Source organism: Rhizobium sp. 10N427 (assembly GCF_056394605.1).
Genome location: NZ_JBFTID010000001.1, coordinates 148729 through 162496, shown reverse-complemented (window position 1 = coordinate 162496; position 13768 = coordinate 148729). Strand labels below are relative to the sequence as shown.

Below are 13768 nucleotides of genomic sequence, written 5' to 3'. Positions count from 1 at the left end.
CTTCATGTCACGCTCCCTTCAATCGCGGATCAAGCAGCACGTAGCTGACATCGACGATGAAATTAGCGACCAGCATGGTGGTGGTCATGATCAGGAGCTGTCCCTGGATAACGGGGTAATCGCGGGCTAGGATTGCCTGGTAGAGGATGTTGCCGAGGCCGGGATAATTATAGACCACCTCTGTGACCAGCGACCCGCCGAGGATGGTGCCGATGGCGATCGCCAGCGACGAGACGGTCGGCAGCAGCGCGTTGCGCGCGGCATACCAGATCATCACGTGCCGGTCGGAGAGACCCTTGGCGCGCGCCATGACGATATAGTCCTCGCCGAGCAGGTTGATCATGTTGTTGCGCATGGTGACGGCAAAGCCGCCGGTCATGACGGCGCAGAGCGTGATCATCGGCAAGACGGCGTGATAGAGCACGCTGCCGATATATTGCAGCGTGAAGGCCGGATCGAGCGACGGATCGGCGGCATAGCCGTTCGGAAACCAGCCGAGCGTGAAACCAAAGATGAAGACGACGATCAGCGAGGTGACGACGGCCGGAACCGAGGTCGCGAAGATCGCCACGACCGAGACGATGACGTCGAAAGCACTGCCACGGCGCCAGGCGGCGAGGATGCCGAGGAAGCTGCCGATGGTGAAGCTGATGACCGTCGCGGTGCCCATCAGGCCGACGGTCCAGACGAGGGCATGACCGAGAACCGAGGTGACCGGCAACGGGAAATACTTGACCGAGCGGCCGAGATCACCGGTGAAGATACTGCCGAGATAGGTCAGATATTGCTGCCACAGCGGCCCGTCCACGAAACCGAAAGTCAGCTTCAATGCCTGCAGGCTCTCCGGCGGCAGTTCGGCGCCGGCGCTCGAGAACATGATCTGCACCGGGTCACCCGGCATCAGGCGCGGCAGGAAGAAATTGATCGTTGCCGCCGCGATGAAGGCTGCCAAGTAGAAAGCCAGGCGGCGTAGCAGGAAAGCCATGGAAACTCCGTGAAACCGGGAGCGGCTGAGGGGAGCCGCTCCCGAGGGTCCGTGCTTACTTTACCGGCTCGAGAGCGAGCAGGTTCAGAAGGCGAGCGGGGTTGGTGCGCGAGATGGACGGATTGACGAAGGGGTTCTCCTTGGTCGACCAGCCGGTGAAGCGCTTGGTGTTGTACTGATACCAGTTCGGGTTGTTGAAGACCGGGATCATCGGCAGATTTTCGGCAACGATACGCTGAGCCTTGTTCATCGCTTCCTTCTGCTTGCCGAGATCGGCGGTCTGCGTGAACTGGGTGACGAGAGCCTCGACCTCGGGATTGAACCAGCGCTGCGCCGTGAAGCGTGTCTTGCCCTTGTCCGAAGCGCTGAAGGCGCGCTTGTAGGGATAGTAGGGCGACGACGAGGCCGGCAGGCTGTTGATCGCGGCGTCGAACTTGCCTTCGATCAAGTCAGAGGTCCAGACGGCTTCTTCCGGGGTCTCGATCTTGGCGTCGATGCCTACGGCCTGCATGCCTTCGATGGCGATGTTGACGGTGTCGATCCAGTCGGTCCAGGAATTCGGCACGATGATCGTGAAGGAAATCTTCGAACCGTCAGGATTGTCGCGGAAACCGTCGCCATCCTTGTCCTTGTAGCCGGCTTCGTCGAGAAGCGCCTTGGCGGCGTCGGCGTCATAGGCTGCCGACTTGCCGAAATCGGCCTTCACGGACGGGTCCGCCCAGCTCTTGTAGAGCTCGCCCATCAGGCCGGGATCTTCGTTCAGCGTCGGATAGCCGTAGCCTGCGACGTCGATCATCGTCTTGCGGTCCAGCGACATGGAGACCGCGCGGCGGAACTTGACGTCGTTGAAGGCCTTCTTGTTGCTCTCGTTGGCGGTTTCCTGGTTGAACAGGAAGGCCACCATGCTACTCGGCGAATACCAGTAGTGATAGTGATCAGGGTCCTTCGAGACATAGACATTGTCGATATCGGGAATGAAGGAAACGCCCCAGTCGAGCGTGCCGTCAGCGGTCGCCGTCAGGATCTGGTTGTTGTCGGCGAGCTGCGGGAAGCGCATGCAGTCGACCTTAAGGTGCTCGGCATCCCAATAGTTCGGGTTGCGGCACTGGTCATAGGTCTGGCCGGTGAAGCGCGGAACTTCGGTCAGCGGGCCGCTGCCGACAGGGGTTTCGTTGGCGAAGGTGACCGGATCGGCAACGTCCTTCCAGACGTGCTCGGGAACGATCGGCAGCTGCGACAGCTGTTCGGCGGCGAGCGAGCTCGGGTCCTTCAGCGTGAAGCGGACGGTCTGGCCATCGACGGCTTCGACGCCGGTGATGAAGCTCCAGATGCTGACGAAGTCGAGAGCCGGGAACTTCTTGAGATATTCGTAGGTGAACTTGACGTCGGCAGCCGTCAGCGGCTTGCCGTCCGACCACTTGAGGCCCGAGCGCAGCTTGAACTCGATCGTCTTCAGATCGTCGGACTGCTTGAAGCTTTCGGCCAGGCGGAAGACCGGCTTGTTGCTGTCGAAGCGGTTGAAGATCACCAGCGGCTCATAGATGAAGTCGAGCGTCGACTGGCGCGACGACGTCTGGTTGAACGGGTTGAAGTTGCGAACCCAGGTCGTCGCCGGTTCGATGTTGGCGGTCAAAACGGTTTGCGCCATGGCGGTGCCGGACAGCAGTGACAGAGCTGTTGCGGCGGCGAATATGTATTTTTTCACTTTATTCCCCTTGGTTGGTTGCTTCGCGAACCGGGCTGGTCAGGCGGCCAGCACGGTCTTGAACATGTCCTCGACTTCCGCATGTGCAGCGCGGACGTCGATCTTGAGATTGCCGAGGCGGGCTTTGCCGGCCTCGATACGGGCAAGTGCTGCAGCTGTGAGCGGGCGGGCGGCCTTGGCGGCTGCTTCGCTTTCCGGAATGTCGCCATGGCTGTGAAGCGCGATGTCGAAACCGGCGTCGAGCACCTGCTTGACGCGTTCCGGCATGGTGCCCTGCAGCGATTCCATGAAGATGCAGTCCGAGATCAGCACGCCCTCGTAGCCCATGTCCTTGCGGATCACGTTATGCATGACCGGCGAGATGGAGGCGGGCAGTTCCTTGTCGTAGGCGGTATAGACGACGTGGGCAACCATCGCCCAAGGCGTGTCCTTCAGCGCCACGAAGGGCTTGAAATCGGTGGCTTCGAGTGTCTCGCGCGATGCATCGACGACTGGGCGCTCCTTGTGGGAATCGAGCGTTGCGCGGCCGTGGCCCGGAATGTGCTTCATGACGGGCATGTTACCGGTTTCGAGCAGGCCATCGACGACCTCGCGGCCGAGGGCGGCGATGATGTCAGGATCGGCACCGAACGAGCGGGCGCCGATGACGGCGCTCGTGGTCGGGAAGACCAGGTCGAGAACCGGCGAGCAGCCGCTCGTCAAGCCGAGCTCGGTCATCATCGCGCCCATGGCCTGGGAGGAAAGGCGAAGTGCACGCTTGGCGAGTTCGAGATCACGCTGAGCGAGCTCGGCAAAGGCGCCGAAGCTGCGGAAGAGCGGCCATGGACCGGCATCCAGATGCTGGACGCGTCCGCCTTCTTGGTCGGTGAATACAGGCGCATCCTCACGGCCAACAGCCTCGCGGAAGCGTTCGATCAGCACCTTGACGTCGCCGGGGGTCTTCAGGTTGCGGCGGCCGACGAAGAGACCAAGCGGATTGGTTTCGCGAAACAGCGCGAACTCGTCGTCCGACAGGGTCGGATTGGGCATGCCGACGAAAAGGGCGAGGGGGGTCTTGGACACTCTTTATGCTCCGGTATCAGTTTAGGTCTTCGGCTTGCTTCTGAGCATGCCTTCGTAGGTGCCCTTGTCGGGCGCGGGGATGGGTACGGCGCCAGCGGTCTTGGCGTAGAAATCGACCGGGCCTGCGTCGCCGATGAAGGCATAGGCGTGGCCAAGCGTCTTCATCGTCTGTAGGCAGGCGGAAAAGAGGGCGAGGCCGATGCCCTTGCCGCGGGCTTCAGGTGCCACGCCAGTCGGGCCGAAGAAGCCGCGTGCCGTGGTGTCGTAACAGGCAAAGCCGAGAAGCTTGCCGCCATCGACGGCGATCAGGCACGCATTGGGCTGGCGGGAAAACGCGACGGTGACTTCGCTCGCCCAGTTCTCGCTGAAATGCTCGCGAACCCAGGCGGTAACGACATGCATTTCCGGCGGCAGGGCCGGACGGATGGTGACACCGGTTTCATCGGCCTTTAATCTCAGTCCGTCGAGCGTCTTCGAATATAGGTTTACCAGCAGGTCGGGCACCTGTCGTCCTCCAATATTCCGTTATTACGGAATGTATCCCCTTTTAATGACATAGACTTCGTCGTTTCGATCCTGGATGTCAACAGGGAATCTGGGGGAGGACAGAACGCCGCGCAGGGGGCGGCAAAACGCAAATAGCCCGGCTCTGCGCCGGGCTATCCAAGGCTCTTGCAAGATCAGTGATTTAGCGCGCTGCCCAGTTGGCTCCGCGGCGGAAGATGGTCTTCATTTCAGGCACGCCGAATTCCTTGGCCTGATGGCCGAGCGAGGAATAGAAGACGCGGCCCTTGCCATATTTGCGCTTCCAGACGACGGGCATGACCACGCCGTCGATCCAATAGGCATGGTCGCCGGTGAAGGTCGTCGTCGCCAGCACTTCGTTCGACGGATCGACATGCATGTAATATTGCTCCGACGTGTAGGGGAAATCGACGATCCCCTCCATGACAGGGTCATCGTGCCTGGTGATGTTGACTTTATAGTCGATGATATTGCCGGGGTGGGCGACCCACTGGCCGCCGATCATGAACTGGTATTCGACGCATTCGCGAAAGCTGTCGCCGGCGCCGCCGTGGTAACCGGCAATGCCGACGCCGTTTTCCACAGCCGCGGCCAGGTTCTTGATCTCTTCCTTTTCGATCTTCGACATGGTGACGATCGGTACGACGAGGCTGAGATCGTGCACGGAAGGGTCGGCGAAGGCTTCGGTACTATGCTCGACATAGACCTTGAAGCCGTCCTCCTCGAGCATGTCCTTGATGATGACGGCGCATTCCTGCGGCTCGTGGCCGCTCCATCCGCCCCAGACGATCAGTGCTTCACGCATGCATATTCCTCCTGAAAATTATTTGGCGAGCCGCCCGTCGACGAGCGATTCCGAGAGCGGCGCGGGCCGCTCGGTGGCCGTGGTGATGGTGACCGTGCGGCCGCTTTCCGAGGCCGTGTGGAACGCTTCCATGACCTCGAGCACATGCAGCGCCAGACTGCCATTGGCGCGATGCGGCCGGTTCGAGCGGATCGCATGGGCAAGGTCGGCGACACCGATCGAGCGGTAGTTGCCATCGGCATAAGGCGAGGTCAGTTCCTGCGTCTCGAAGCTGCCGCCCTTCTTGAAAAACTGCACTTCGCCGCCGAAATGGTTCGGATCGGGGACGATCAGCGTGCCCTCGGTACCGTAGACTTCAAGTGGCACATGCTTGTGGCCCGCAACATCGAAGCTCATGCCGATCTGCACGACCGCGCCATTGGCAAAGGCCATGACACCGGCCACATGGGTCGGCACGTGAACCGGGATCTTCTCGCCGTTGCGCGGTTCGCTGGTGATGACGCGCTCCTTGCGCGGTGCCACGGCGAAACCGGCAACCTGCGCGACCGGGCCGAAGAGATTGACGAGATCGGTGATGTAATAAGGCCCCATGTCGAGCATCGGTCCGCCGCCGACTTCATAATAGAAGGCCGGATTCGGGTGCCAGCGCTCATGGCCCGGGCACATGAAGGTCGCGGTGCCGCCAACCGGCTGGCCGATGACGCCGCTATCGACGAGAGTCCGCGCCGTCTGATGGCCGCCACCGAGGAATGTATCGGGCGCTGCGCCAATGCGAAGATTCTTCGCCTTGGCGGCTTCCGCCAATTTTTTCCCTTCCGCGAAATTAATGCCGAGCGGCTTTTCGGAATAGGTGTGCTTGCCTGCGTCCAGCGCCTGCAGGCCAACGGCGACATGGGCCTTCGGCACCGTCAGATTGACGATGATCTCGATCTTGGGATCGGCGAAAAGCTCGTCGATATTCTTTGCCGGGACATTGAATTCCGCCGCTTTCGCATCGGCCAGTGCGCGGTTGAGATCGGCCACGCCCCGGATGTCGAGGATCGGGAAGGAAGCCATCGCCTTCAGGTAGGCGCCCGAAATATTGCCGCATCCGATGATGCCGATACCGACTTTTTCCATAAGTTCCTCCCAGGATATGTATCTGTTTCAGCGCTATAGCGCTGGCCCCGTGGTGCTCCAGGGCGATTCATAGAGTTCGTAGAGCGCGACGGCGGCAGCACCCTGCGCCCAGAAATCGTCGCTGGAATCGTCGAAGACGAGTTCGGTGACGCCCTTCAGCGATGGCGGGATCGCCACCGCATAGGCATCGCGAAGGCTGTTCAGGAACGGCTCGCCGAGCGCCAGGCTGGATCCAACGAGGATGACGCGCGGTGGAGCGAAAAGGGTTACTATATTGGCGACCGTCAGGCCGACTGCCTCACCGGCGCGAATGGCCGAGGCGATCAGCGTATTGTCCTCGGCCTTGATCAGCGCCTGGGCGTGGGTCATGCCCCGGCCAAGCCGGATCGCTTCGGCAAAACGGCCGTCGGCCTGTTGATCGCCGAGGATGGCGCTTTCGCCCGCCTGAGTGGAGAGGCGTACCGTGCCCTGCGGCCCCATGCCGAGCACGAGGTCGCCGAGATTATGGCTGAGGCCGCCCGCGCCGCGGAACAGCTGGTTGCCGTGCAGCACCCCAAGGCCCAGCGTTTGTTCGAGCGAAATCAGCACCATGTCTTCCAGATCGCGCGCCTTGCCGAACCAGTGATGGGCAAGCGTGATGGCGTGCGCGTCACTCTCGACGATCGTCGATGTGCCGAGTCGCGCCGTCATCTCGGCGGCGAAATCGACATTCACCTCGCGGAAGATCGGGCTGCTGCGCACATGACCGGTGCGATGTTCGATGACGCCGGGAAGGCCGAGGCAGACGGTATCGACATCCTCGAGCGAGAGCCCGGCATCGACCACGCAGCGGCGCACGCCGTCTTCCACGAGATCGGCGATGACGGCGATCGGCTGCCGGTCGATGCGGATCGGAAGCGTCAGCTTTGACAACACGTCGCCACGAAAATCGGTGACGACGAAGATCATGCGGTTGGCGGCGATCTTCGCGCCGACGACGCGGGCGGCATCCGGGTTCAGCTCCAGCATCACCCGCGGTCTGCCGCGCGCCGCTTCGTTGCGGATGTCGCCTTCATGCCGCGGCAGGATGAGGCCGTCGTCGAGCAGCGAAGCGGTGATCGCGGAAACGGTCGTCGTCGACAGCTGGGTGCGTTCGCTGATCTCCACACGCGAGATCGGCCCGTGGCGGCGGATCGTATCCAGCACGTTCAAGCGATTGATCGCGCGCATCAATTCGGGATCTGCGGTCTTCATGAAATCTAGCCGGGCAATCGCTTGAATGGGGCCGTGGCCCAAACATTTTCGACGGGTTACAAATTAAATAACAGGCAGTAACAGGCCTCTGTCAAGCCGGAACGGCAAAAATTTGGGCAGTTGGGTTGACATTGTGCGCAAGCTCCGTTGAATTAATCCGCATAGGGGAAAAATTGTGAGGATGGAGCCCCTGGGAGGAAAAATCATGACGTATATGCACAAGGGCCTGGCCCTTCGCGGCAAGCGCATTGCATTTCTGGCAGCCGCTGCAGGGGTTTCGCTGATACTCGGCGCCAGTGCGGCTTCGGCGAAGACTGTCGTCAAATGGCTACATCTGGAGCTTGATCCGAAATTCGTGGCGAAGTGGGAAGAGATCGTCAAGAAATACGAAGAGCTGCATCCCGACGTCGATATCCAAATGCAGTTCCTGGAAAACGAGGCCTTCAAGGCCAAGCTGCCGACGCTTCTGCAATCCGACGACGTGCCCGATTTCTTCTACAGCTGGGGCGGGGGCGTCCTGAAGCAGCAGTCCGAAACCGGCGCGCTGCAGGAGGTCACGGCCGCGCTCGACGCTGATGGCGGCAAGCTGCGCAAGCAGTTCACGCCCGCTTCCGTTAACGGCATGTCCTTCGACGGCAAGGTCTGGGCCGTGCCCTACAAGGTCGGCCTCGTCAGCTTCTTCTACAACAAGGAGCTGTTTGCCAAGGCCGGCGTGAAAGCCGAAGACATCAAGAGCTGGGCCAATTTCCTCGATGCCGTGAAGAAGCTGAAGGATGGCGGCGTCGTGCCGATCGCCGGTGGCGGCGGTGAGAAGTGGCCGATCCACTTCTACTGGAGCTACCTCGTCATGCGCGAAGGCGGCCAGAAGGTGTTCGACGCTGCCAAGAAGGGTGAGGGCGAAGGCTTCCTCGATCCGGCGATCATCAAGGCCGGTGACGACCTCGCCGCGCTCGGCAAGCTTGAACCCTTCCAGCCTGGCTACCTTGGCGTGACATGGCCGCAGGCGCTCGGCGTCTTCGGCGACGGCAAGGCGGCGATGATCCTCGGCTTCGAGAACACCGAAGCCAACCAGCGCAAGAATGCCGGCGACGGCAAGGGTCTGGCGCCTGAGAATATCGGCCGTTTTGCCTTCCCGACAGTCGATGGCGGCGCGGGCAAAGCCACTGATACGCTCGGCGGTCTGAACGGCTGGGTGGTCACCAAGAAGGCGTCCAAGGAGGCGATCGACTTTCTCGCCTATCTGACGAATGCCGATAACGAGCGGGAAATGGCGAAGAACGCCATGTTGCTGCCGGTCGCTGTCGGCGCCGATGACGGTGTCGTCAACCCGCTGCTCGCCGAATCCGCCAAGCAGCTCGCCGGTTCCACCTGGCACCAGAACTTCTTCGACCAGGATCTCGGCGCCGCCGTCGGCCGCGTCGTCAATGACGTCTCGGTCGAAATCGTCTCGGGCCAGATGAGTTCGAAGGATGGCGCCCAGCAGATCCAGGACGCGTTCGAACTGGAGCAGTGATCCACTCCGCATTCTCTTCCCGGCGCCGCAAGGCGCCGGGACCTGATCAGGCGCATGCGAAAGCAGGACACATGGCTGACATTTCCGTTTCAACTGGCATCGGCGCGAAAGGCCTTTCCAAGAGCGCGCGAAAGAACCGCAGTTCGATCGCGCATGACCGCTGGGCCATCCTGCTGCTCTTCCTGCCGCCGGCGCTGATCCTTTTCACGCTCTTCGTCATCATGCCGATGGGCGAGGCGGCCTGGTACAGTTTCTACAAGTGGAACGGCTACGGCACGCCAACCGAATTCATCGCCTTCAAGAACTTCCAGGTGCTGTTCCGCAATGCCGCCTTCAGCCAGGCGCTCATCAACAACGGCCTGATCATCATCATCTCGATCGCCATCCAGGTGCCGCTGGCAATCTGGCTTTCGACCATGCTGGCGCACCGCATTCCGGGTGTCGTCACTTACAGGCTGATCTTCTTCCTGCCCTACGTCCTGGCAGATGTCGCGGCCGGTCTCATCTGGCGCTTCGTCTATGACGGCGACTATGGCCTGTTTGCCGCAACGGCCAATTTCTTCGGCTTTGCCAACCCCTATGTGCTGGCCGACAAGGACGTGGCGATCTATGCGGTGCTCGGCGTCGTCGTCTGGAAGTACTTCGGCTTCCACATGATGCTGTTCATCGCCGGCCTTCAATCCGTGGACAAGAACGTGCTCGAAGCAGCCGATATCGACGGCGCTTCCGGCTGGCAGAAATTCCGCTACATCACGCTGCCATTGCTCGGCTCGACGCTGCGCCTGTCGATCTTCTTTGCGGTCATCGGCTCCCTGCAGCTTTTCGACATGATCATGCCGCTGACCGGCGGCGGCCCATCGAACTCGACGCAGACGATGGTCACCTTCCTCTACACCTACGGCGTCATGCGCATGCAGGTGGGCCTCGGCAGCGCCGTCGGCGTCGTGCTGTTCATCATCTGCGTGACGCTCGCCTTCGGCTACAAAAGGATATTCATGCGCAATGACTGACACGACCGACACCATTCGCATGCAAACGGGGACGAAAGTCTATCTCTACGTCTCGCTGACGCTGATCGCCGCCCTCGTGCTCATTCCGCTGCTGACAACGGCGCTTGGCGGCTTCAAGACGCTGGGGGATTTGCGCGTCAATCCGTTCGGCCTGCCGGCCGCATGGCAATGGTCGAACTATACTGACATCCTTTTCGGCGAGCGCTACTGGCTGCAGATCTTCAATTCGCTGGTCATTGCGGTGCTGACAGTGTCGCTGACGCTGATCGTCTCGTCGATGGCAGCCTTCACCTTCGCGCATGTGCGCTTCTTCGGCTCGTCGTTCCTGCTGAACTATTTCCTGCTCGGGCTGATGTTCCCGGCCGCCACCGCCATTCTGCCGCTCTTCATCCGCATCCGCGATCTCGGATTGCTGGATACCTATTGGGGCGTGGTGCTGCCGCAGGTGGCCTTCGGCCTTGGTATGAGCATTCTCTTGTTTAGGAATTATTTTCGCAACCTTCCGGAAGAATTGTTCCAGGCGGCCTTCGTCGATGGCTGCGGCTATCTGCGCTTCTTCTGGTACATCTCTCTACCGCTATCGCGGCCGATCATCGCCACGGTTAGCATCATCTCCTTCGTCGGCAGCTGGAACAGCTATATCCTGCCGCTCATCATGCTCAATTCGGAATCGAAATATCCCTGGCCTCTCGGCATCATGGTCTATCGCGGCGAATTCGGCACCGAATGGCAGCTGGTGCTGGCCTTCATCACGTTGACGATCATGCCGACCATCATCGTCTTCTTCCTTGCCCAGAAACACATCATTGCCGGTCTGACGGCCGGAGCGGTCAAGTCCTGAGCGAGTTGAAGTTTGCGCCGTGGCCGCTACCATGGCCGGGCGCAGGCTTCACGGGGGATAAAGCGAATGGCTCCGATCGTCGTCGATCCGGACAAGGTGCATGAATTCAGCAATGCCGGGGAATTCTACGACTGGCTTTCGAAGTATCACGATAAAGAAAACGAGGTCTGGATCCGCATCTTCAAGGTGGCCTCGGGCCTGCCATCGATCACGCCCGTCGAGGCGATCGATGCCGTGCTCTGCTGGGGCTGGATCGATGCGGTGCGCAAGAGCCTCGATGAGAAGAGCTATTTGCAGCGCTACACCCGGCGCACGAAGAACGGAACATGGAGCCAGATCAACGTCGACAATGTCGCACGACTGATCAGTGAAGGCCGGATGACCGGTCACGGTCTGCGCGAGGTCGAGGCCGCCAAGGCCGACGGCCGCTGGGACCGTGCCTATGGCAGCGGCAAGAACATGAAGATCCCCGACGATCTGCAGGCGGCGATCGATGCCGAGCCGGAGGCGAGGGACATGCTGGCAAAGCTCAGCGAGCAGAACCGTTTCGCGCTGGCATTCCGCATGCACAAGATCAAGACCGAAGCCGGCCGGAGGCGGAATATCGAGAGCTTCGTCGCCATGCTCAAAAAGGGCGAGACGATCTATCCGCAGGGAAAAAAGCAGAAGGGTTGAGACCGGCGGCTTTTTCGCCGGTCCCGGTGTCTCACAGGTCCGGCTCGTTCCACAAGGCGTGAAAGTGATGGACGGGGCCGTGACCTGAGCCGACGCCGAGTTGACCTGCCGCCGCCACCGCATCGGCGAGGTATCGCTTGGCGATGGCAACGGCGGCTTCCGGCGATTTGCCCTTGGCGAGCTCTGCGGCAAGAGCGCTGGAAAGAGTGCATCCGGTACCATGGGTGTTCTTCGTCGGAACCCGCGGTGCCTCGAACCAGGTGATGTGATCGGCGCTCGCCAGCACATCGGGACTGTCGTTGCCGCCGAGATGGCCGCCCTTGAGGAGAACCATTCCAGGGCCGAGCGTCAGCAGCTTGCGCGCCTGATCCTGCATCTGCTCGCGGCTTTCGGCATGGCCTTCACCGAGCAGCGCTGCCGCCTCCGGCAAGTTCGGGGTCAGCATCGTTGCGAGCGGCAGGAGACGCGTGGTTAGCGCGCCGATCGCAGCAATGTCGAGGAGGGTGGCGCCGCCCTTGGCGATCATGACGGGATCGAGCACGATGGGAATACCGCGATGCGGCTGCAGGGCATCGGCGACCGCCTCGGCAATCGCGGCATTGGCGATCATGCCGATCTTGACGGCATCGACGCGCACATCGGCGAAAACCATGCGGATTTGCTCAGCGACAAACGCCGGAGAGACCGTCTGCACGGCAGAAACGCCCGTCGTGTTCTGTGCGGTCAGCGCCGTCAGCACGGCCATGCCATAGGTGCCACGCGCCGAGAAAGCCTTGAGATCGGTCTGGATGCCGGCGCCGCCCGAGGGGTCGGACCCGGCAATCGAGAGGACGTTACGGATCATGAGCGTGCCTTTCTGATGCTGGCTGCGATGGCTGCGGTCGCCGCCTGCGGATCGGGCTGGCCGCAGATCGCCGAGACGACCGCAAGGCCCTCGGCGCCGGTGGCAAGCACCGGGCCGACATGCTCGGCCTTCAGCCCGCCGATCGCTACGGAGCGAACCGGGCAGGCACGAACGAGATCGGCCAGACCTGTCAGGCCGATCGGTTGCTTATGGTCAGGCTTCGTCGCGGTGGCAAAGACCGGGCCGATTCCGGCATAATCGACGATGGCGGGATCCACCGCGGCGGCAAGCGCCGCCGTCTCGACCGACAGGCCGAGGATCATGTCCGGCCCGATCTTCCGGCGAGCTTCAATCGCGCCGAGATCATCTTGGCCGATATGCAATCCGTCGGCACCGAGCGCGATCGCCGCCTCGACATCGTCGTTGACGATGAGCAGCGCGTTGCTGCCCGTGAGCACATGCTGCAAAGCCCGGCCGGTTTCGATCATTTGCCGGGTGTCCGCCGTCTTGTCGCGCAGTTGCACGATGGTCGCCCCGCCGGCAACGGCGGCACGCGCGGTTTCGACAAGCCCGTATCCGGCACAGAGATGCGGATCGAGGACGAGATAGAGGGAAAGATCGAAGGTCTTCACGCCGGGCTGATCCTTGCCGCCTGGTCGAGGCCCGGACCGTCGAGTGCCGCGAGCGCATCAAGGAAACGCCAGGAGAAGGAGCCGGGGCCTTTCGCTTCCAGCGCTGCCTGTTCGCCGGCGACGGCAAACATTGCCAGCGCTGCGACTGTCGCATCGAAAGTCTCCTCGGGCGCAATCGCGGCAAAGGCGCCGGTCAGGCAGGTCAGCGAGCAGCCGAGCGCGGTGATCTGCGGCATGAGGGCCGAGCCGCCGGCGATCCTGACAGCACGCGCGCCATCGGTGACGAAATCGATCGGACCGGTGACCGCAACGGCAGCACCATACTGGGCGGCAATGCTGCGGGCGGCACCTTCCGCCTGCTCGACGGGATCGCGGCTGTCGACGCCCTGGCCGCGGCTTTCGCTGCCGGCAAGCGCGATGATCTCGGAAGCATTACCGCGGATGATTGCCGGATTGAGATCGAGCAGCGCCGCAACGCTCTCCCGGCGGTAGCCCGTCGCGTAATGGGCGACCGGATCCAGCACCCAGGGCTTGCCGTTGCGGGCAGCGGCCTTCGCCGCCTGTTTCATGCCGCTCACCCAGGCGGGCGACAGCGTGCCGATATTGATCGTCAATGCCCCGGATATCGCCGCGAATTCACCGGCTTCCTCTTCGGCATGCACCATGGCGGGCGAGGCGCCCGCGGCCAACACGACATTGGCGGCGATGTTCATCGCGACATAGTTGGTGATGCAGTGAACGAGCGGCGGCGCGGCGCGCAGCGCGGTCAGCAATTGTCCGGGTGATCTCGAAGTCGTCATCTTGCGTCCCTTGTGGGGC

The 13768-nt window shown here is 61.8% G+C and carries 14 protein-coding genes; 4 read left to right on the top strand and 10 right to left on the bottom strand.

Translation table 11 applies throughout. The features are described from left to right. Window positions 1-7 precede the first annotated feature (7 nt). The 7 genes from AC1DIJ_RS00635 to AC1DIJ_RS00605 form a co-directional block, all read right to left on the bottom strand. Window positions 8-985 (bottom strand): ABC transporter permease, encoded by a 978-nt coding sequence (locus AC1DIJ_RS00635; protein WP_112388413.1) that lies wholly within the window; start codon window positions 983-985, stop codon window positions 8-10. Window positions 986-1040: 55 nt separating this feature from the next. Beyond that, on the bottom strand, window positions 1041-2690 hold the full coding sequence (locus AC1DIJ_RS00630; RefSeq protein WP_112388412.1) for an ABC transporter substrate-binding protein: 1650 nt from the start codon (window positions 2688-2690) through the stop codon (window positions 1041-1043). 39 nt (window positions 2691-2729) lie between these two features. Further along, window positions 2730-3752 carry a glycoside hydrolase family 3 N-terminal domain-containing protein gene (locus tag AC1DIJ_RS00625; RefSeq protein ID WP_112388411.1) on the bottom strand — a complete coding sequence of 341 codons (1023 nt, stop codon included), beginning with the start codon at window positions 3750-3752 and terminating at the stop codon, window positions 2730-2732. A gap of 21 nt (window positions 3753-3773) precedes the next feature. Beyond that, a complete protein-coding gene (locus AC1DIJ_RS00620; protein ID WP_112388410.1) occupies window positions 3774-4256 on the bottom strand; it encodes a GNAT family N-acetyltransferase in 483 nt (160 codons plus the stop codon). Window positions 4257-4440: 184 nt separating this feature from the next. Beyond that, complete coding sequence (locus AC1DIJ_RS00615; protein WP_112388409.1) at window positions 4441-5082, bottom strand: ThuA domain-containing protein; 642 nt, start codon at window positions 5080-5082, stop codon at window positions 4441-4443. 18 nt (window positions 5083-5100) lie between these two features. Beyond that, window positions 5101-6201, bottom strand: a complete 1101-nt coding sequence (locus tag AC1DIJ_RS00610) for a Gfo/Idh/MocA family protein (RefSeq protein ID WP_112388408.1) — start codon at window positions 6199-6201, stop codon at window positions 5101-5103. Window positions 6202-6234: 33 nt separating this feature from the next. Then, complete coding sequence (locus AC1DIJ_RS00605; RefSeq protein WP_112388407.1) at window positions 6235-7434, bottom strand: ROK family transcriptional regulator; 1200 nt, start codon at window positions 7432-7434, stop codon at window positions 6235-6237. A 205-nt stretch (window positions 7435-7639) separates the two neighbouring features. On the opposite strand from AC1DIJ_RS00605, the gene AC1DIJ_RS00600 reads away from it, so the two are divergent. From AC1DIJ_RS00600 to AC1DIJ_RS00585, 4 genes are all read left to right on the top strand, one after another. Further along, on the top strand, window positions 7640-8947 hold the full coding sequence (locus AC1DIJ_RS00600) for an ABC transporter substrate-binding protein (RefSeq protein ID WP_112388406.1): 1308 nt from the start codon (window positions 7640-7642) through the stop codon (window positions 8945-8947). A 71-nt stretch (window positions 8948-9018) separates the two neighbouring features. Next, window positions 9019-9957, top strand: a complete 939-nt coding sequence (locus AC1DIJ_RS00595) for a carbohydrate ABC transporter permease (protein WP_112388405.1) — start codon at window positions 9019-9021, stop codon at window positions 9955-9957. Next, on the top strand, window positions 9950-10798 hold the full coding sequence (locus tag AC1DIJ_RS00590; protein WP_112388404.1) for a carbohydrate ABC transporter permease: 849 nt from the start codon (window positions 9950-9952) through the stop codon (window positions 10796-10798). Before AC1DIJ_RS00595 ends, AC1DIJ_RS00590 begins: the two co-directional genes overlap by 8 nt. Window positions 10799-10864: 66 nt before the next feature. Beyond that, on the top strand, window positions 10865-11473 hold the full coding sequence (locus AC1DIJ_RS00585) for a YdeI/OmpD-associated family protein (RefSeq protein WP_112388403.1): 609 nt from the start codon (window positions 10865-10867) through the stop codon (window positions 11471-11473). Window positions 11474-11504: 31 nt separating this feature from the next. On the opposite strand, the gene thiD is transcribed toward AC1DIJ_RS00585, so the two are convergent. Genes thiD through thiM form a run of 3 tightly spaced genes read right to left on the bottom strand, consistent with a single transcriptional unit; the run spans window position 11505 to window position 13749 of the window. Continuing rightward, entirely contained in the window at window positions 11505-12317 is an 813-nt protein-coding gene (gene thiD / locus AC1DIJ_RS00580) for a bifunctional hydroxymethylpyrimidine kinase/phosphomethylpyrimidine kinase (protein WP_112388402.1), read from the bottom strand. Next, entirely contained in the window at window positions 12314-12949 is a 636-nt protein-coding gene (gene thiE / locus AC1DIJ_RS00575; protein WP_112388401.1) for a thiamine phosphate synthase, read from the bottom strand. The genes thiD and thiE overlap by 4 nt, the downstream gene beginning before the upstream one ends. Then, window positions 12946-13749, bottom strand: coding sequence for a hydroxyethylthiazole kinase (gene thiM, locus AC1DIJ_RS00570; protein ID WP_112389000.1), 804 nt, complete (start codon window positions 13747-13749; stop codon window positions 12946-12948). The genes thiE and thiM overlap by 4 nt, the downstream gene beginning before the upstream one ends. Window positions 13750-13768: the final 19 nt, after the last annotated feature.